Raw genomic sequence first — 18280 nt, forward strand, 5'->3', positions numbered from 1 at the left:
CGTGCCCGCTCTCCGTGACATCCTCGACAGGTCATATGACGCCTTCCTCTTCGATATGGACGGAACGCTGCTGAATTCGATCGCCGTCGTCGAACGGGTCTGGAGCGACTGGGCAAGACGCCACGGCTTCGAACCGGAGGTTTTCCTGAAGACGATTCACGGCATCCGCGCCTCCGACGTTATCCGGGGGCTCGGCCTCCCAGGCGTCGATCCGGCCCATGAGGCGGACCTGCTGCTCGCCGAGGAGATGGAAGACGTCGCGGGCATCGTCGAGATCCCCGGCGCCATCCGCTTCCTCTCCGCCATCGCCGATGGAAAATGGGCAATCGTCACCTCGGCGCCGATCGAGCTCGCCAGGCGGCGAATGGCGGCCGCCGGCATCCCGATGCCGAAGGTCATCGTCAGCGGCAAGGAGGTCAAATCCGGCAAGCCCAGCCCCGAAGGTTATCTGCTTGGCGCCAGCCGCCTCGGCGTCGATCCCGCGAGATGCCTGGTCTTCGAAGATGCCGTCGCCGGCATTCTCGCCGGCGAGGCCGCCGGCGCCGATGTCACCGTCATCACGCAAACCCACGCCACGCCCTTCGAAACACCACATTTTTCGATCGCCAACTACCAGGCATGGCAGCCCCGCCAAACCGCCGAAGGCCGGCTGACGCTCACCGCGATCTGACCATTCCGACAAACCGCCTCCTTTTTGTTGGGGGCAAGGTTTTTCCGCTTGCATTGCACGCGCTGAAAAACTAAACGAAACAAGCCGTTTCGGCAGGTCGGGGCGTAGCGCAGCCCGGTAGCGCACTTGACTGGGGGTCAAGGGGTCGCAGGTTCAAGTCCTGTCGCCCCGACCATTTATCCCCTTGAAATCCCAGTCACAATGTCAATTTTCGTTGCCTTGCTAGAGGCGGAAACGGGACGTGGCGTTGGCAAGTATGCTGAAACGGGAACCGGAATTCCCGAAAAAGTCCCCAACGAAAATTTTATCTGTTCATGCTATTTGCCCGCCCGTGCGCCGCCCCTGCAGGGGCGGGGGCTTGCGATTGGCCTTCAGTGCGGTTTCTGAGCGATCGCAATCATCGATTTCGCCAGGAGCGGAATCCTCCCGACATATTCGAAATCGACGTCTTCGAAACCTGTTTCATGCAGGAGGGTGCTCAGCGTTTCCGGAGACCAGAATTTGATATGGCCGTGATTCTTGAGAGGCATGAAATGGTCATCCATCTTGCCGCTCACGGCCAAGGCCAGATTTTTCCAGTAACCGTGAAACGGCGTCGACATGACCGCGATGCCGCCCGGCTTCACCAGATCGTACATGGTGGCCGAGAAAGTCTTGGGATCATAAACGTGCTCCACGACCTCGAGGCTTATCACCGCATCGAAGGTCCCGTACCGGCTGGAAAGATCTTCGTAACCGGAGCCAATTTCCAGCGGAAGATTGGGGTGGGCCGTTCTCGCTTTGGCAATTCCGTCCTCGGATGGATCGACACCGATGACATCATAACCCTTTCCCGCAAGCACGGCTGCAGCACCGCCGGCACCACAGCCGAGGTCGAAGACCGACGTTTCGTTTGCCTGCTGGAAACTGTTCTCGAGAACATCGACAACGGCCGGCAAAATGTAAGAATGGGCGGTCGCCGGCTTGGCGTGTACATAGGTCGTCGCGTCTAGTTCGATAGACATTTTAACTCCTGAAGATGTGAGCCCGCCAACACAATAATACGCAACGCAATCGTACGGCGGACTTTGACGGCAGTGTGGTGTCGTTGTGGTATTAACGTGATTAGCGCCGAAGGCGCTCCTGGCAACTGGTGCCGCCGGTCGATTTGCGGTGCCGATCATGAAGCAGATCCCCAGCTGTTGATCGGCCGTTCAAACCAAGGTTGCCTTCGTCTCAGGGACGGTTGATCGACAGGGTAGCAAAGAGATGCAGAGAACGTGCCGCAATTCAGCTTGTCTCATAGCAGGTCAAAAACAATCGCTAATTCGACGGCGGCCTTGCAGCTATTTAAAGTAAACAATGCAGGAAATACCCTTAACGGGTGTGATTTTGAAATAAATAATTCGGTATCTTTAGAGATAACTCAGTTTGATGGGGCTTTCATTTTGTATTGTGCTAAGATTGTACACAAGTTAAATTCGAATTATCCAATTTGAATTTAAAAAAGACGAAAGCTCTTCGCATTCGTGCAAATACGTGTAGATTAACAGCGTCCCTGTCACAACGAGCCTGATGCGAGCGCATGGCGGATATGAAACAGAATCTAACTTGCAGGCAAGCCCTCGCCAGTGCGTTCCAGGCCCTGACAGACGAGGCCGTGAAAGCCGGCTGGTCGGAGGGCGATGTCGCACTTGCGCTTGCGGAAATTGCCGAGGAGCGTGTGATCGAGGTAACCGCCAAGGTGATCATGGAAGGCTCCATTCACCCCCAGTTCGCCGCCGCTGGCCGCCACACCGGCTAATCTCACAACAACAATCCCGCCGTCTTCGCCGCAGTGATGAAGGAAGTCTGTGCTGTGCGCGGGCTGCGCAGCCCGTCGAGTGCATCCAGGCAATGCTGGCGCGCAATGCGATAATGGCGCCCACGCTTGCTCGGCCATTGTTTGAGATATTCGACGGCTTCCCAGACGGTGGAGACGATCAGGCTGCTATCTGGGGCAAAGACCCGGATGGGGGAGGGAAAGCGAATTTCACTCAACGTCTGCACTCACTGATTCCTGGCGCGGTCCGAACGCGCGGGGCAAAAATTTGTTCCCTGATTTTGTTCCGTGGAAATTTGCGTAGTTGCTAAAGTTCAAGCCGTCGCGCATAATCATTTTGCTGGTTGCGGAGGGCGGCCGGCAATGCAAGCGTGAATGCGTTTGCCCTCGGAGGAAATGCGGCGTGATGTTACGATCATCAATCCATCCGCATGATTTACCGTTGTTTTCGGAAGATCTCGATCTGCTGTCGCAAGTGCTCGACAAGGTCTGCGAGGAACGCGGTCTTGTCAGGACGACGCCCGAAGCCGAGCGGATCGGTGCGGTCATCATTCAGCTCTACAGGCAGGGCGTCAAGGACGGCGGCAAGCTCGCCGATCTGGCCAAGACCTATCTCTGACGCTCAGTTCTGCTCGATCGAGACACCGTTCTTGCCGATGCTCATCTCGATCCCCTGCGGCTTGCTCTCCTCACGGTAGATATAAGCGCCGAGGCCGATAACGGCGACGACGAGAACGCCGATGATGACGTAGAGACCATTGCTGCGGTTCAACTGACTGCCCCTCAATATCCTTTAGGACAGCGGAAACGGCCGAACGCCTATTTGGTTCCATTAATGCTTGTCGCCGGGAAGTGTGCAGCGGTTCCCGGATAACGACATGCATAAAAACAATGAGCTAAAGCGCGTCGTATGAATCAAGTTAACTGCGACGCGCTTTAGAATAGCGATTTTAAGCCGCGTCGGCCTAATTCTGAAGGCCCGTTCTAAATTGAAGAGTTAGAACACGATGCTGTCCGAAAACCGCGCAGTTTTCGGCACCATGCGCTAATCGTCATTGGCGGCGTTGAGGTTCTCCGGCCGGATACCGTCGTCGCTGGACGTACGTGCGCGCAACCGAATGCCGGGGCCGCCTTCATCCTGGTTGCCGCTGGACAGGAAGATGATGCCCTGCGCCTCGAGCGTGCTGCGAACATCAAACAGCGCGTGCGGCTCGCCCGCAAATTCGCCATTTTCCAGCGCCGCTACGGTCTCGATCGGCAAGCCACTTGCGGCGGCGAGCTCTTCGATACTCATTCCGATCATCGCCCGCGCGCCACGTATCTGTGTTGCTGTTATCATACCGCAAAATCTAGCGCATTCACCGTAGTTCTCAAGTGGCGCGAGCCGATCATGCGTCCTTCAATTTTACACCAAATAGATCGTCGTGCATGCGCTCGACCGCGACCCCCATTCCTCCCATCAGCGCGGCGCGGTTCCCAAAGCGGCTGATTTCGATGCGCGGCGGATAAGGCGTGCAACGCGGCAGGAAACCGCGGATCGCATTTACAAGTTCGGGTCTTGCACCGATGCTGCCGCCGGTGATCACCAGTTCAGGATCAAGCGTTGCTCCGATGGCCGCAATGGCGACTGCGACCAGCCTTGCCGTCTCTTCAATTGCCGCCACGGCGCTTGTCTCTCCCGCATTGAAGGCGGCGAAGAGGTCGGCCACGGTGGATGCGTTGCGCCCGCCGAAACCCGTGTAGCGACGAAGCATCGCGACACTGCCGACCGCGCTCTCAAATGTTCCAAGCGTAAACCCGCCAGGATCGAAAGCGTCTCCGCCGATCGGGAGATAGGCGATTTCGCCGGCCGCGCCACGCGCGCCGCGCAGCAGAGCACCATTGGCGATAATGCCCATGCCGACGCCGGTTCCGAGAGCGATGAAAGCAAAATTGCCGGTCTCGACACCGTGTCCCCGCCATCGCTCCCCTTGCGCCGCCAGGTTGACATCGTTTTCGACGATCACCGGCACGCCCATCCTGTCGCTGAAGACCTGCCACAGATTCATGGCGTCGATGCCGGGAATGTTCGGTGCCACATTGATATGGCCGGTGGCGGGATCGAGCACGCCGGGACTGCCCAGAACGACGAGACGGAGCTTGTCGGCGGTCGTTCCGACAGCAAGCGCCAGTTCAACGATCACATCGCTGAACTGATTGACGAGATGCATTCCGCCCCGTGGGTCGGTGGCCACTTTGGTTTCGGCGACGACGTTGCCCAACAGATCGCAGATCGCCGCAGCAATCTTTGTGCCACCGAGATCGATGGAGACAGCCAGTCCTGCTCGTGCATTGATTTCATAGATGATCGCATTCCGGCCGGGTCGACCATCGGTCTGTCCGATCGGTTTCAGCCAACCATCATCTTCAAGGTCGCGCACGACATCGGAAATCGTCTGTTTTGACAAGCCGGTCAGCTTGGCAATATCGGCGCGGGAGATCGACCCGCTGGCCAACACGGTGCGGATCACGGCATTGGTTGAAATTTTTCGTGCGATTGGAGTCTGTACGACAGAAGAGGTCATTGCTATCCGGCCAGCTCGTTGCAATTAGTTCGGAGCACATACTTAATTAGCGCGATATTGGCTTTCCAATATCGCGAAAGGCGAAATCTGAAGCTCTACCTGATCATCTCTGCCGGTTTTCAGTACACTACAGCTCTCTATTTGTCTACGTCCTTGACAAGCGGAAGGCTACCTGTAGGCTGGGATCAATTGCGGGGATTGCCAATGATAAAGCCCTCGACTGACGGACAGCTTTTCGCCGAAGAGGGCGTTTTATTGCCTGTAATGGCGCCACGCCTTCAGGCGGATGTTCATCCGGATGGATACGCTGATCTTGCTCTCTGGGGCGCCGGCAGTCTGGGGCGTGTGAGATTTTCTGCCGTCGGGGGGCCTTATACCTATGCCCCGAACCGAATGGTCTGCGAACATGGCGGTGTATTCGTCGCGCAGTCGCTGCCGGTGATGTTGATCAGAGGCGTGCGTCTCCAGGGTGTATATCCGGCGCGCCGTTGCGCCTGGTGGCATGAGCCGGATGAACAAGGCGCAAGCGCGAGGCTCACTCGGACCGATCATCGGCGGATTTTCGAAATGGGCTGGGGTGTGCTCATCGTGGACGCTCTCGGCTCGGATCTTCGGATTGCCGTCGGCGCATCGAGAGGCGAAGCCGAGAAAGCTCTCAGCCTCACCAGCCAGGCCATCATTACGGAAGCCGCTGAATATGTTGCACGTTGTGATCTGACGCCCGACGCCGACGCGCTGATGCGCAGCATGGTCAGCCAGGGGATACATGCCGCCCTTTCCAGCATCAGACGTGATGAACACGGCGCCTTCGCTGGTCTTGCCGCAGGGCAGGCCTATAGTGCTCCGGCGCGGACCTATTACCGCGATGGCTATTGGACGATGCAGCCTCTTCTGACGCTTGCGCCGGAGGCGGTGCGCGACGAGATCCGGCTGCTCGCCAAGGGGGTCCAGCCGGATGGAGAAGCTCCAAGCGGCGTAATCTTGACCGGGCCTGCGCAGTCAGAGGCTTGGCAGCGCTTTGTCGCCGACAGCAAGGCCAATCCCAAAACCCACAAGAGGGCGGTTCCGGAGTACCACAACCGTCCGCAAGATTGGTGGAGCGACCACTTCGACAGCCCGCTCTTCTTTATTCTTTTCATTGATGACTATTTCAGCGCAACGAAAGATACAGCCGAGGTGCAACGGCACTGGCCGATCGTCAAGGCAATCGTGGAGCGTTATCTCAGCATGGCCGGTCCTGGCAGCGTTCTGCCGCTGAAGCCGCGCAACGACCGGGACTGGGCGGACAACGTCTATCGTGAGGGTCTGGTCTCTTACGATCTGGGTCTTTTCGTAGGCGCCATGGACGCGGTGGCAAGGCTTGGAGACAGTCTCGATCCGACGCTTGCCGAACGCGCACGCATGACCGTAAATCTTGCCCGCGAAGAAATCGGAGCCAAGCTCTATGTGCCGACAACGGGAGGATATGTCGACTATGGAACGCCTGGCGCTTTTGTCGAGGATCATCTGGCTCTCGACAGCCTGACCTTGTCGCGATTTGCTGCGATTTCCGGGCAGAAGGCGGTTGGCTTGCTGAGAGCATTTGAAACGAGACTCGAAACGCGCAACAATCAGGAGCAGCCCTATGGCAGCTGGGGTGTGATGTGCGCCTATCCGCCATTCAGACGGCCAAGCGATCTGCGATCCAAGACGGCTTTTCCCTACCGCTACCATAACGGCTCGGACTGGCCGTATTGGGATGGCGCCTATGCCGAAGAACGCCTTCGCCACGGACTTGGCGGTGCGCGCTATGCACTGACACGCTGGTGGGAAACCTGCCTCGAGAATGGCTGGATCGGTGCGGTGGAATATTTCTCCCCGCCTTACGGGCGCGGCTCCCTGCTTCAGGGCTGGAGTGCCATGCCGGCGGCAGTTGTTTTAAAATACGGGCTTGACGCCGCAAATGCGGAGCCAATCTCATGAGCATGACGGCTCGCTCGGTTCTAAAGCAATTCCAGCAAAAGCGTGCAGCGGTTTTGCGGGGAAAAGCGCGACCCGGTTTGGCCAGGGAATTGCGTGAAAATAACGAGCTAGAGCATTTTCGTGATTCGAAGAAAAACGGAAATGCTCTAGTCGGATCCCTCATCGATCCGCATGGCGAAGGCGACGGAACCGTCCCGTTCGAGTTCGGAAAAACCAAGATGACGGTAGAAACCTCTGGCGCGTTCGTTGTTTGGATCGACCCCGAGATGCACAGCCTTTACCCCGTGATTGCGAAGCGCCTGAAGCTCGGTGCTGATCATCCTGCGCCCCCAGCCGCCTGCCTGAAGTCCGGGAAGAATGTTGATGTGAAGATGCGCGGGATAATCGTTTTGAAGCCACGTCGTTCCGCTTCGCGGATTTTGAATTCGCTCGATCACATCGGCGTCGCGCGGATGGCTGGGTGTCAGTCCGGCGATCTCTCGGCGGACGAACGGCCACCAGTGTGTCGCCAAGTCTTTGTCGAACCCGCCGGTATCGGCCGCTCCGACGACATAGCCGACCGGCCGGTCGCCCTGAACGAGAACAAAGGCAAGGTCTCTGGCAAACTTGAGATAGGGTACCGACCAGATGTAACCGGGCAGATGCGGGTCGCTATAAAGCGCGCTGGCATCCTCGCCGCCATTGGCGGTTTTCAGGCAGATGTCGAAAAGAGCTTCGACATCCGCTTCAATCGCCGGGCGGATGAAGCAGTTGCTGTCCATACCTTTGCCACCTCCTGCGTGGCGCTTTGTCATTGTAGGTCGCGAGAGAGACTCATGCATTGACGATTACCTCAGATTCGCAGGCCCGGCAAAGGTCTGGAAGGAAACGTTCGGCCGGTGCCAGGCGCAAGGCTCGGATGGGGAGTGGAGAATAAACCAAGTGAGGTGGAGCAGATGAATAGAACCGTGAAATCGATCAGCATACTGCCGGCATACCGATTGAAAGCAGCCGTCGCGCTTGCAGGCGCGGCGCTTATGAGTTTCGGCCTTTCCGCGGCCCGCGCCGACGATCTGGCTGTGTGGGATGACCAAACCTTCGAAGGCCAGAGCGCGGTTATCGAGCAACTGAATAAGGAGTTCGAAGCCGCCCATCCCGGTGTAACGATCAAACGCACCGCCCGCACCTTCGATGACATGAAGCTGACGCTGAAGCTTGCGGTTTCGGCAGGGGATGGCCCTGTCATCACCAAGGTCAACCAGGGCGCCGGCGACATGGGCGCGATGATCAAGGAAGGTTTGCTCCTGCCGGTTGACGAGTACATCAAGACATATGGCTGGGATAAGCGGCAGTCGGATTCCGTGCTTGCTCGAGACCGCTGGGATGGGCCAAAATTCGGGGTCGGCAAGACCTACGGCATATCGGGTCTCGGCGAGATCGTTGGCCTCTACTACAACAAGAAGATCCTCGACGACGCAGGCGTTAAACTGCCGCAGTCCTTCGAGGAGCTTTTGGCTGATCTTGATAAGCTGAAGGAAAAAGGCGTCGCGCCCGTCATGATGGGCTCGGCAAAGCAGCATCTCGCCCTGCACATGATCGGTGCCATCGATCAAGCGCATATCGACGCGGCCAATCGCGGCGAACTTGATGACCTGATTTACGGCAAGGGCGGTTCCTGGAACACCAAGGGCAATATCGAATCCGCCAAACTCGTGCAGAGTTGGGCACAGGGAGGCTATTTCTATCCTGGTTTCGAGGGCATCTCGGGTGACGACGCCGTCCAGCTCTTCATTTCCGGGCAGGGCGCGTTCCTGATCTCCGGGACCTGGTATTTCGGCGACATGCAAAACAATCCGGATATCGGCTTCATGGCCATTCCCGCTCCGAAGGGCATTTCCAAGCCCATGAGTGTCGGAGGCGTGGATCTTGCCTGGGCGATAACGAGCCTTGCCAAAGACAAGACAAAGCAGGACTTGGCCGGCGAGTATATCGACTACATGGTTTCGGAAAAGGCCGCTGAAAGCTGGGCCAATGCCGGCTACCTTCCCGCAACATCGCTCCCGGCGGATGCAAAGCCCAAGCTCACGCCGCTCCTGACCTCTGGCATCGAGATGTGGAAAACACTCAATGCCAACGATGCACTCGGCCATTACCCCGATTGGTCAAGCCCGACGATGCTGAAGACGATAGACGACAACACGCCACTTCTCTTGTCCGGCAAGATCACGCCCGAAGCCTTTGTCGATGCCATGGACAAGGATTATCAGGCGTACTTGAAGGATAAGAAATAAGGAGCACGGACGCTGGTCGTGATCGCCAGCTCGGTGGTCACGACCGCCAGCTCGGCGGTCCAACCGGCGTCCCGTTCGCCACGTTAAAATGAGCGCTGCGAGTTCACGCCTTGCTGCGCGATGACCAGAGCTTTGGCTTCATGGAGTACTGGATGAAACGCTCCGCACTTGATGGAACGCAACATACCAATTTCATCTATTTATTGCCTGGATTGCTGCTTTACGCGGCGTTTGTCTTTGGACCGATTGTCGCGGCTTTGGGATTGAGCCTGACCAGTTGGGACGGCTTGAGCATGCCGAGGTGGGTTGGCCTCGGTAATTATGCCGATCTCTTTTCCGACAGCCGTTTTTACATCGCCTTGCGTAACAACGCCGAGCTCATGATCTTCTACTGTGTTCTGCCGCTCGTGCTCGGCATAACGCTTGCTGCCTGCGTCTGGAATCTGAAGCAGCGCGAACAACTCGCGCTCAGAACGTTCCTGTTTCTGCCCTATATCATGCCGACTGCCGTGTTGGGCATCATCTGGGCATGGCTCTACAATCCTGCATTCGGCCCGTTCAATCAGTTTCTCAGAGCGATAGGACTGGGCAGGTTCGCATTACCGTGGCTCGGAGATTTCAATTTTGTGCTTCCCGCGGTCGGGATCGTTGCCACATGGTATTTCTTTGGTTTCTGCATGGTCATCTTCCTCACCGGAATTCAGCGCATCGACCCGTCGCTGTTCGATGCTGCCAAGGTCGATGGCGCTTCGGCGCGAAAGACATTTTTCTGGATAACGCTGCCGCTTCTCATGCCTGAGATAAGGGTGGTTTTGCTTCTGACGGTGATAGCATCGATCAAAAGCTTCGACTTGATTTTTACAATGACCCGCGGCGGACCGGCAAACGCGACGCTCGTGCCGAATATCTACATGTATCAGCTCGGCTTCGAGCTCAATCGGTTCGGCGCTGCGGCGGCCATCGCCATTGTCGGCGCGTTGCTGACATTCGCAATCAACTATGCAATTCACCGGCTGGTCGGCTCTAGAAGCAAAGGAGTGGCTTGATGAGCCGTTCGTCCAACATCCCCGCCGCGCTCTTCCTTCGCCTTCTCCTCTGGCTTCTTGCTTTCGTAACGATCACGCCGTTCCTGCTTCTGCTGCTGACGTCGATAAAGAGCAAGGCTGACGTTCTCAGGGGTGCTTTCGCATTGCCGGCCTACCCGCATTTCGAAAATTATGTCGATGCCTGGAATGCCGGACATTTCAACATCTACTTCTGGAATTCGATCATCGTTGTCATACCCGTCGTTGCAGTAAGCGTCTTTCTAGGCCTGCTGACCGGTTTTGCCTTTGCCTACCTGTCATTCCCGCTCCGGCGCACGCTGTTCGCGATCCTGACGCTCGGCATGATGGTGCCGGCCGAGGCCTTCATCATCCCGCTTTACTATGAAATGCGATACCTTGGGCTGATCAATACCTATGCGGCGCTTATTATCCCGCAGATCGCCATGTCGATACCGTTCTCAACGATCTTCCTCGCCAGTGCGATGCAGCAATTGCCGGAGGAAGTTCTCGAAGCGGCGGTCCTCGACGGCGCCGGACGCTTTCATATCCTTCGCAAGATCGTTATCCCGCTGATGATACCGGCAATGTCGACACTGGCGCTGTTCCTGTTCATCTGGACCTGGAACGAGTTTCTCATTCCGTTCATTCTGGTCAACGACGACGCCTATCGGACGCTGCCCCTCGGCATGCTGTTTTTCCAAGGGCGTTACACTGTCAACACGCCAGTTCTGACCGCCGGCGCGGTGATCGTGATTTTCCCGCTCATCCTGACGTATCTGGTTTTCCAGCGGCGGTTTATCGCCGGCTTGACGGCGGGCGCGACGAAATAGACTGCGACATTATCGGAGCTATGGCCTCCGGCCACGCCTGTGGCGCACTTCTAGTGCCGCACAGCCCCAGACAGTGCCGAGCAGCAGATAGACATGGCGCCAGTGGTCGATATCGATGACGTTGCCGATCGTCGCATGGCCGAGAACCGAGATCCAGGCGATCATCAGGAAGGGTTGCCACGGGCGGTCGAGCAGCAGGTATCGGAAGCCGAGCGCAAGCGTCCAGATGAGCATGCCGACATAGCTAACGAAGCCGAGCCAGCCATAGGTGGTGAGCGATTTCAGCCAGATATTGTGCTCGTCCTCGGGAAACATTGTGCCGAACACCAGCGGGCCGATGCCGAGCGGGCGCTCCATCATCATGGTGAAGCCGATCCGGTGGCGCTCGAAACGGCCGAGATGCTCGCCGTCATATTGCTGCACTAGCTGGGCGCGCGCCGAAAACAGTTCGGCGACCTTCGGAATCTGCAGCGCCACCAGCAGCGAAGCGACCAACATGATGATCGCCGCCAGCGACAGCACCAGCACCCTGAGGCGAAAGGCGCCGCTGCGCTCCTTGAGCAGCATGATGAAGATCAGCAGCCCCACGCCGAGCGCGAACAGACCCCAGGCGGCGCGGGAAAAGGACAGGAAGATGCCGAGCGCAAGTACGAGCAAGGCGGCAGCCTTCAGCGGTGATTTCTTCAGGTCGCCCACCAGAATGCCGTGGACGAGATAGAGTGATGGCGGCACCAGGAAGGGGCCGAAGACGTTCGGGTCCTGGAAGGCGCCCTTGGCGCGGTCATAGAGTGTGAAGATTTCCGCGCCTGGAAAGGCATGGAAATAGCCGAGTATGCCGAGCGCTGAGGTGGCGACGGCGGCGAAGGTCCAGGCGTTGAAGATCAGCGGCAGCCGCTTGTGGCTATCCTCGATAATCGCTGCGTAGAAGACCGCCGTCAGCGCCAGGAAGGTCGACACCGCAATATACATCGGCCCTGTCGCCAGATCCTTCATCTGCGTCAGCGACAGCATGCCGCCGATATTGAAGGTGAGCAGCAGGGCAAGCAGCGGCGCCACGCCGCGCGAAATCCTGAGGCCCAGGATGAACCAGAGGCCGATCAACCCCGCCATCCAGAGTTCGTAGGGTGCCGGCTCGTCGATCACGAAACCGGAAAGGAAGACGCCGAAGGCGACGAAGGCCGAGCCGATCAGGCGCAGCGTCATCCGCTGCGGCTGGGCGACACGCGGATATGTCGCCTCGATCGCGGTCAATAGGCGTTTTCCGTATTGAGCAGCCGGATCGGCGTCAGGAACAGGATCTTGAGATCGAACCAGAGCGACCAGTTCTCGATGTAATAGAGGTCGTATGCGGTGCGGAACTTGATCTTCTCGTCATTGTCCACCTCACCGCGCCAGCCATTGATCTGGGCCCAGCCGGTGACGCCGGGCTTGACGCGGTGGCGGGCGAAATAACCCTCGACGACATCGCCGAAGGCGCGGTCGCGGGCTTGGGCGAGAACCGCATGCGGGCGCGGCCCGACCAGCGAAAGCTCGCCCCTCAAGACATTGAAAAACTGTGGCAATTCGTCGATCGAGGTCTTGCGGATGAAGCGGCCGACGCGGGTGACACGCGGATCGCCCTTGGTGACCGCGGCCTTTCCCGTAGGGTCGGCCATGTTGGTGTACATCGAGCGAAATTTGAAGACGTTGATGATTTCGTTGTTGAAGCCGTGGCGCTTCTGCATGAAGAAAACCGGGCCTTCGGAGGTTGCCTTGATGGCAATCGCCGTCGCTACCATCAGCGGCCAGAGCAGCGCCAGCGCGACGACGGTGAAGAAGATGTCGAAGCCGCGCTTGGCGACGGAATCCCAGTCGCGGATCGGCATCTTGAAAATGTCGAGCATCGGCACCGAGCCGACATGCGAATAGGCGCGCGGCCGGAAACGCAGCCGGTTGGCATGCGCGGCAAGGCGGATATCGACCGGCAGAACCCAGAGCTTCTTCAAAAGGTCGTAGATACGCGCCTCGGCCGAAAGCGGCAGAGCGATGATCAGCATGTCGATGCGCGTCAGCCGCACGAATTCGACGAGTTCGGCCACGGTGCCGAGCTTCGGATAGCCTGCGACCATGATCGGCGAGCGCTTTTCGCCGCGATCGTCGAAGATGCCGCAGATGCGGATGTCGTTGTCATCCTGCTGTTCGAGGATGCGGATCAGGTCCTTGGCCGGCTCACCGCCACCGACGATGACGGCGCGGCGCTCCATGATGCCGTTGCGCGCCCAGTTGCGGATGCCGTAGGTGACGAGGAAACGCTCGGCGGCAAGGAAGAGCGCGCCGGCTGCAAACCAGGGTATAAAGGCGTCGACGACCATCGCCCATGTGCTGCCGCGAACCAGAGCGAACAGGCCGACGGTCAGGAGAAGCGCGATCGTCCACGAAGCCAGAATGCGCGGGATCAGCCGCAGCTTGGCCCGAAGCGCTGGGATGGTGTAGGTGTCGGCAAGCTGGAGGCCGATGACGGTCAAGGCCGAAGCGATCGCCGCCATGCCCGCCCGCATCCAGGAGGAATCATGGCCGTCGCCGGGCCAGAAAGTGTGAACGATCAGGGCGATCGCGAAGAGCGCCAGGAATTCCAGCAGCCGCAATTGCCCGATGATGATGACAGGCGAATTGGTTCCATCGCGGAACTGTTCGGCGATCTGCCGGGCATAGGGGTTGATTTCGGTCGGGCCGGAAGGTTTTTCCTGACCCGCGTCGCCGCGCACCTCGATGTCGGAGACCTGCTTGCGCAGTGCTTCCACGTCGAATTGATCGCCTTTTTCCAGCTTGTTCATGGGGCTTTTTCGCTCGTTGTCACCAAGCGAAATACCAGAAAGCCCCTAAGAAATATTTACGAGGCGGCGGGCATTGCTTGACGGTCGGCGGCACCGACGAGTTCATGGTACAATTTCAGGACATCGCGTGCCATGACGGCGGAGGAAAACACCGCCTTCACCGCCTCGGGCTTCGGCATCGTCCTGGCGTGCCAGTCGGGTGTGCTCAGCGTTTCCGCCATGACGCGCGCGAGATCGTCGGAATTCCCGGCCTCCACAAGGGCTGCGCTGTCGGCGCCGAGCACCTCGGGAATGCCGCCGACACGGCTTGCGATGATCGTCTTGCCGGCGCCGAGCCCTTCGAGCACGATATAGGGCATGGCTTCGGCGCGCGAGGGAACGACAAGGTTCTGCGCCATGGAGAAGGCTTCGTGGACCCGCATCGCCGGTAGCATGCCGATGCGTTTGCCGAGGCCGCGCTCGACCATCATCTCGCGGTAGCGATCGCGATCCGGCCCGTCGCCGATCATCAGTGCCGACAGCGGCCTGCCGAGCAGCCGTTCGGTCTTGGCGAAGGCATCGACAAACAGATCGGGACCCTTGAGGTCCCGGAGCATTCCCACATAGATGAAATGCACCGCATCCGAGCGGGTCGGGATCGGCTCGAAATCGCGCTCGGCGATACCGTTATAGATCAGTCTCGTCTTCGTCCGCGGCTTACCCACTTTGCGCGCATAGGTGTCGCGCTCGTATTCGCAGATGAAGACCAGCGCATCGGTGAAATATTCCTGCAGGCGCTCCATCCTGAGGACGAACTGTCCACTGAACGAGGAACGCGAATAATGCAGGCTTCCACCATGCGCGGTGTAGAGGCGGGCTACGCGATACCTGTTCACCCGCAACGCTGAGCCGGCAAGTCGCGCGAGCACGCCGCCCTTGGCGCCGTGTCCGTGCAGCACATCCGGCCGCAAACTTTTGATTTTCTTGTATGTATCCCACATCGTCGCAATATCTGACGGACTGATCGAGCGCCGGATCGGCACGCGTGTCAGGCCGAGCGAGAGATAGGGACGGATATCGTCGAACAGGCTGTCCTCGTATTCGCCGCCAGTCGAGCTGTCACAGAGGATGCCGATTTCATGACCGGCCTTGCTGTGCTCCTCGACGAGGTCGCGGACATGTCGGAAAATCCCGCCGACCGGCGACCTGAAGCAATGGAGGATGCGGAGCGGCTGCTGTTCTGCCATCATTCAGAAGAGCCGTTCGCGAACATAGATCGTGTCGCCGGCGATAATCGGCCCCGATATGTTGATGCGGCCGGTCAGCACTCGTCCGTTGATCTTGCGGGTGACGTCGACCATGCTCTGGTTGGCGCGGCCGGTAAAGCCGCCAGCGACCGCGATAGCATTCTGCACCGTCATGCCGGGGACATAGGCATACTGGCCGGGTTGGCCGACTTCGCCCATGAGAAAGATCGAACGGTAGCGATCGACATCGATGGTGACGTCGGGATCGCGAAGATAGCCCTGTTGCAGTTTCTGAGCGATTTGCCCCGAGAGCTGCTGCAGAGTTCGGCCGCGGGCAGGGACCTGGCCGATGAGGGGGAAGGCAATATAGCCGGCCTGATCCACCGTATAGGTGTTGGTCAGGCTCTGCTGGTCGAAGACGGTAACGCGCAACCGATCGCCGCTGTCCAGCGTATAGGGCTGGATAGTCGCCTCGTTGAAGGCCTTCGGAGCCGGCTTGTACGTCGTGCAGCCGCCCAATGCTGCCGTCATGGCTGCAAGGCTCAGGGCCAAAAGGATTTTGGGCTGGACGACAGACATCCGTTTGTGCTCACAGAAAATGAACTCGGTAGAGCCGTTATCGATCCGTTAGGGTTAATGCCCGGTAAAGGCCGCTTGCTATTTCCTGGTTTCTTTCATCGCTCCTTAGAACAGGATGATCTTAGGCCGGATCGGCCTCAGATCTGAATCCTGTTCTAAATTAAAAGTCAGAGCATGATGTCGCCCAAAACCGCTCACACTTTTCGGCATCATGCTCCGCTCATTACTCCGCAAGATTGCCATTAACCGTTGAGTTACCATGGTCGTTTACGCTTGCGGCACCCTTGTTGTGGAGTAAGAGCATGTCCGGCGTAGCGCGTGATCAGGATGTGGACATCGACCTCGGCCAGTTGGTCCGCGCCGTCTGGGCGCGCCGTCTGCGGATTCTGGCGATTACCCTCGTGGGGGCGGGCGTCGCCTTTACAGGCGCCAAAATCATGTCGCCACAATTTCGCAGCGAAACGCGCATTCTGATCGAACCCCGCGCGCCGGCCTTCGCCAGCACCCAGCAGGCCAACGACGCCAGCGCCGGTCCGCTGATGGATGAGCTGAATATCGCCAGCCAGGTGCAGCTGCTGCAATCGGCCGATCTTCTCAAGAAGGTCATCAACGACCTGAAGCTCTATAACCTGCCGGAATTCGACGATGCAGCCGACGGCTCGGCGATGAGCAGCATCCTGGTGAAGCTGCATCTGAAGAAGAACCCGCTGGAGAATCCGCCGGAAGAGCGAGTGATCGATGCCTTCGTCGAACGCCTGCAGGTCTACCAGGTGCCGGGTTCACGCGTCATCGGCATCAGTTTTACTTCGAAGGACCCGAAGCTCGCCGCCGCCATTCCGAACGCCATGGCCAATGTCTATCTTTCGACGCAGAGCGGCGCCAAGCTCGATTCCAATTCCGAAGCGACGCGCTGGCTGGAGCCGGAGATCGAAGGCCTGCGTGGCAAGGTCAGCGAAGCCGAGAAGAAGGTCGCTGAATATCGCACCTCCCACGGGCTGCTGCAGACCAACGGCACGACCACCTTTCCGGCCCAGCAGCTGAACGATATCTCTGCTGAGCTGACCCGTGTGCGCGGCGACAAGGCCAATGCCGAGGCGAGGGCGCAGGCGGTGCGCAATGCGCTGTCTTCGGGCGAGGCCTCCGACACGCTGCCGGACATCATGTCGTCCCAGGCGATCCAGCGGCTGAAAGCGACGGAATCCGGCCTGCAGTCGCAGATTTCAGACCTGCAGACCAGCCTTCTCAACAATCATCCGCGGCTGAAAAGCCTGCGTGCCCAGCTCTCCGATATCCGGGCTCAGATCCGCCAGGAGACCCAGAAGATTCTGGCGAGCATCGACAACGAATCCAAGGTCGCAGATCTGAGAGCGAGCGAGCTTGAGCGGCAGTCGGATACGGTGCAGGCCAATAGCGCTCGCGCCGGTGAAGACGAGGTCGGTCTTAATGCGCTGGAGCGCGAGGCGACCGCCCAGCGGCAGCTGCTCGAAACCTATCTGGTGCGCTACCGCGAGGCTGCCTCGCGCGCCGACAGCAATTCGAGCCCAGCCGATGCCCGTATCGTTTCCAAAGCCATCGAGCCGGTCGATCCCTATTTCCCGAAGGTGGTGCCGATCGTCGTCGTCGCGACCGTTGCGACATTGATCTTGAGCGCCATCGTCACCATGCTGGCCGAACTTTTCAGCGGCCGGGCGCTGCGTGCCGTCGATGCGTCCCGTGAGGCGATCGAGGCCGAAACGCTCGTCGAGGACAGGGATACCCCGCAGGCCGCTCCCGTTATCGCTGTCGTCAGAAAGCCCGTCCGGCCGAGCATGCTCGCCGTGGTCGCCGACGAAGATCCGGTCGAGGACGTCAAGGCTGCCGAGGCGGCGCCGGAGGACGAGAACGAATTCTCAATCGCCTCGGTTGCGGATTATCTCGCAGGCAGCCGGGCGCCGCTGGCAATCGCAATATCTCCGACTGGTGACAATGGCTCGGCGGCAACGGTTTTGCTGACCCGCATGCTCGCCGACGCCGGCCGCCGCGTCATCCTGATCGATATGACCGGTTCCGGTTATCCCACAGAATTGATGGCCGAGGACCAGGCCGCTCTTGGCGTCACCGATCTGCTATGCGGCGAGGCCGCTTTTGGCGACACGATCCACGGCGACCACCTTTCCGATGCCCATCTCATTCCCCAGGGCCAGAGTGACGTTCGCCGCGCCATGCGCGGTGTGGACCGGCTGTCGCTGCTGCTCGATGCGCTTGCCGCCGCCTACGACCTCGTGGTGGTCGAATGCGGTTCGGCCGATGTCGCCGGCGTCTCGCGGCTGACGCGCAGCCGCGACGTCGAGATCATTCTCTCCCTGCCGGAAGTCGAGGAGACGATCTTCGTTGCCCTGATGACGGAATTCCAGGCTGCGGGCTACGAGCGCGTCGTGTTGATGTCGGGTGGTGAAGCGGCGGAGCAGAGGCTCGGCCAGGCCGCCTAACGCATGCCGCGCAAAAGTGTGCCGCGGTTTTGCGGCAACGACATGCGTAAG

The 18280-nt window shown here is 59.0% G+C and carries 18 protein-coding genes and 1 tRNA gene; 9 read left to right on the forward strand and 10 right to left on the reverse strand.

Annotated elements, in window-relative coordinates; translation table 11 throughout:
• Position 1 precedes the first annotated feature (1 nt).
• Together HJB83_RS07680 and HJB83_RS07685 are read left to right on the forward strand one after the other, a co-directional pair.
• Entirely contained in the window at positions 2-670 is a 669-nt protein-coding gene (locus tag HJB83_RS07680) for an HAD family hydrolase (protein ID WP_207583748.1), read from the forward strand.
• A gap of 98 nt (positions 671-768) precedes the next feature.
• A tRNA-Pro gene (locus tag HJB83_RS07685) sits at positions 769-845 on the forward strand.
• Positions 846-1041: 196 nt separating this feature from the next.
• Here the strand turns inward: HJB83_RS07685 and HJB83_RS07690 are convergent.
• Complete coding sequence (locus HJB83_RS07690; protein WP_221131566.1) at positions 1042-1674, reverse strand: bifunctional 2-polyprenyl-6-hydroxyphenol methylase/3-demethylubiquinol 3-O-methyltransferase UbiG; 633 nt, start codon at positions 1672-1674, stop codon at positions 1042-1044.
• 560 nt (positions 1675-2234) lie between these two features.
• Between HJB83_RS07690 and HJB83_RS07695 the strand changes: the two genes are divergently transcribed.
• A complete protein-coding gene (locus tag HJB83_RS07695; RefSeq protein ID WP_207583749.1) occupies positions 2235-2453 on the forward strand; it encodes a hypothetical protein in 219 nt (72 codons plus the stop codon).
• Between the two features lie 2 nt (positions 2454-2455).
• Here HJB83_RS07695 and HJB83_RS07700 read toward each other — a convergent pair whose 3' ends face one another.
• A complete protein-coding gene (locus tag HJB83_RS07700; protein ID WP_221131567.1) occupies positions 2456-2689 on the reverse strand; it encodes a DUF982 domain-containing protein in 234 nt (77 codons plus the stop codon).
• 188 nt (positions 2690-2877) lie between these two features.
• Between HJB83_RS07700 and HJB83_RS07705 the strand changes: the two genes are divergently transcribed.
• The gene (locus HJB83_RS07705) at positions 2878-3090 is read left to right on the forward strand and encodes a hypothetical protein (protein WP_007626252.1); all 213 of its coding nucleotides are present in this window, start codon (positions 2878-2880) and stop codon (positions 3088-3090) included.
• Positions 3091-3093: 3 nt separating this feature from the next.
• On the opposite strand, the gene HJB83_RS07710 is transcribed toward HJB83_RS07705, so the two are convergent.
• From HJB83_RS07710 to HJB83_RS07720, 3 genes are all read right to left on the reverse strand, one after another.
• Positions 3094-3243 (reverse strand): hypothetical protein, encoded by a 150-nt coding sequence (locus HJB83_RS07710; protein ID WP_207583751.1) that lies wholly within the window; start codon positions 3241-3243, stop codon positions 3094-3096.
• Between the two features lie 273 nt (positions 3244-3516).
• Entirely contained in the window at positions 3517-3810 is a 294-nt protein-coding gene (locus HJB83_RS07715; RefSeq protein WP_207583752.1) for a RodZ family helix-turn-helix domain-containing protein, read from the reverse strand.
• A gap of 49 nt (positions 3811-3859) precedes the next feature.
• Entirely contained in the window at positions 3860-5041 is a 1182-nt protein-coding gene (locus HJB83_RS07720) for an ROK family transcriptional regulator (protein WP_207584285.1), read from the reverse strand.
• 198 nt (positions 5042-5239) lie between these two features.
• On the opposite strand from HJB83_RS07720, the gene HJB83_RS07725 reads away from it, so the two are divergent.
• Positions 5240-6997, forward strand: coding sequence for a glycogen debranching protein (locus HJB83_RS07725; RefSeq protein WP_221131523.1), 1758 nt, complete (start codon positions 5240-5242; stop codon positions 6995-6997).
• Between the two features lie 146 nt (positions 6998-7143).
• On the opposite strand, the gene HJB83_RS07730 is transcribed toward HJB83_RS07725, so the two are convergent.
• The gene (locus HJB83_RS07730) at positions 7144-7758 is read right to left on the reverse strand and encodes a GNAT family N-acetyltransferase (protein WP_207583754.1); all 615 of its coding nucleotides are present in this window, start codon (positions 7756-7758) and stop codon (positions 7144-7146) included.
• Between the two features lie 174 nt (positions 7759-7932).
• On the opposite strand from HJB83_RS07730, the gene HJB83_RS07735 reads away from it, so the two are divergent.
• The 3 genes from HJB83_RS07735 to HJB83_RS07745 all read left to right on the forward strand — a co-directional run bounded on the left by HJB83_RS07735 (position 7933) and on the right by HJB83_RS07745 (position 11143).
• Complete coding sequence (locus tag HJB83_RS07735) at positions 7933-9267, forward strand: extracellular solute-binding protein (RefSeq protein WP_221131524.1); 1335 nt, start codon at positions 7933-7935, stop codon at positions 9265-9267.
• Between the two features lie 152 nt (positions 9268-9419).
• Positions 9420-10313, forward strand: coding sequence for a carbohydrate ABC transporter permease (locus tag HJB83_RS07740; protein WP_164008873.1), 894 nt, complete (start codon positions 9420-9422; stop codon positions 10311-10313).
• Positions 10313-11143, forward strand: a complete 831-nt coding sequence (locus HJB83_RS07745; RefSeq protein WP_207583756.1) for a carbohydrate ABC transporter permease — start codon at positions 10313-10315, stop codon at positions 11141-11143. Before HJB83_RS07740 ends, HJB83_RS07745 begins: the two co-directional genes overlap by 1 nt.
• An 18-nt stretch (positions 11144-11161) precedes the next feature.
• Here the strand turns inward: HJB83_RS07745 and HJB83_RS07750 are convergent, their stop codons facing one another.
• From HJB83_RS07750 to HJB83_RS07765, 4 genes are read right to left on the reverse strand one after another with little or no spacing between them, the layout of a single operon-like run.
• Entirely contained in the window at positions 11162-12394 is a 1233-nt protein-coding gene (locus HJB83_RS07750; RefSeq protein WP_221115237.1) for an O-antigen ligase, read from the reverse strand.
• Positions 12391-13956 carry an undecaprenyl-phosphate glucose phosphotransferase gene (locus tag HJB83_RS07755; protein WP_207583758.1) on the reverse strand — a complete coding sequence of 522 codons (1566 nt, stop codon included), beginning with the start codon at positions 13954-13956 and terminating at the stop codon, positions 12391-12393. The genes HJB83_RS07750 and HJB83_RS07755 overlap by 4 nt, the downstream gene beginning before the upstream one ends.
• A 56-nt stretch (positions 13957-14012) precedes the next feature.
• The gene (locus HJB83_RS07760; protein WP_207584286.1) at positions 14013-15182 is read right to left on the reverse strand and encodes a glycosyltransferase family 4 protein; all 1170 of its coding nucleotides are present in this window, start codon (positions 15180-15182) and stop codon (positions 14013-14015) included.
• Between the two features lie 3 nt (positions 15183-15185).
• Positions 15186-15761, reverse strand: coding sequence for a polysaccharide biosynthesis/export family protein (locus HJB83_RS07765; protein WP_207583759.1), 576 nt, complete (start codon positions 15759-15761; stop codon positions 15186-15188).
• Positions 15762-16063: 302 nt separating this feature from the next.
• On the opposite strand from HJB83_RS07765, the gene HJB83_RS07770 reads away from it, so the two are divergent.
• On the forward strand, positions 16064-18229 hold the full coding sequence (locus HJB83_RS07770) for a GumC family protein (protein ID WP_207583760.1): 2166 nt from the start codon (positions 16064-16066) through the stop codon (positions 18227-18229).
• Positions 18230-18280 lie beyond the last annotated feature (51 nt).

The sequence above is a fragment of the Rhizobium sp. NZLR11 genome, from assembly GCF_019685115.1.
Taxonomy (GTDB): domain Bacteria; phylum Pseudomonadota; class Alphaproteobacteria; order Rhizobiales; family Rhizobiaceae; genus Rhizobium.

Bases quoted from the DNA above. Each gene is read 5' to 3' on its own strand.
- HJB83_RS07735 (WP_221131524.1), top strand. From the start codon at position 7,933: ATGAATAGAACCGTGAAATCGATCAGCATACTGCCGGCATACCGATTG.
- HJB83_RS07730 (WP_207583754.1), bottom strand. From the start codon at position 7,758: ATGGACAGCAACTGCTTCATCCGCCCGGCGATTGAAGCGGATGTCGAA.
- HJB83_RS07725 (WP_221131523.1), top strand. From the start codon at position 5,240: ATGATAAAGCCCTCGACTGACGGACAGCTTTTCGCCGAAGAGGGCGTT.
- HJB83_RS07705 (WP_007626252.1), top strand. From the start codon at position 2,878: ATGTTACGATCATCAATCCATCCGCATGATTTACCGTTGTTTTCGGAA.
- HJB83_RS07715 (WP_207583752.1), bottom strand. From the start codon at position 3,810: ATGATAACAGCAACACAGATACGTGGCGCGCGGGCGATGATCGGAATG.
- HJB83_RS07770 (WP_207583760.1), top strand. From the start codon at position 16,064: ATGTCCGGCGTAGCGCGTGATCAGGATGTGGACATCGACCTCGGCCAG.
- HJB83_RS07695 (WP_207583749.1), top strand. From the start codon at position 2,235: ATGGCGGATATGAAACAGAATCTAACTTGCAGGCAAGCCCTCGCCAGT.
- HJB83_RS07765 (WP_207583759.1), bottom strand. From the start codon at position 15,761: ATGTCTGTCGTCCAGCCCAAAATCCTTTTGGCCCTGAGCCTTGCAGCC.
- HJB83_RS07760 (WP_207584286.1), bottom strand. From the start codon at position 15,182: ATGGCAGAACAGCAGCCGCTCCGCATCCTCCATTGCTTCAGGTCGCCG.
- HJB83_RS07755 (WP_207583758.1), bottom strand. From the start codon at position 13,956: ATGAACAAGCTGGAAAAAGGCGATCAATTCGACGTGGAAGCACTGCGC.
- HJB83_RS07745 (WP_207583756.1), top strand. From the start codon at position 10,313: ATGAGCCGTTCGTCCAACATCCCCGCCGCGCTCTTCCTTCGCCTTCTC.
- HJB83_RS07740 (WP_164008873.1), top strand. From the start codon at position 9,420: ATGAAACGCTCCGCACTTGATGGAACGCAACATACCAATTTCATCTAT.
- HJB83_RS07690 (WP_221131566.1), bottom strand. From the start codon at position 1,674: ATGTCTATCGAACTAGACGCGACGACCTATGTACACGCCAAGCCGGCG.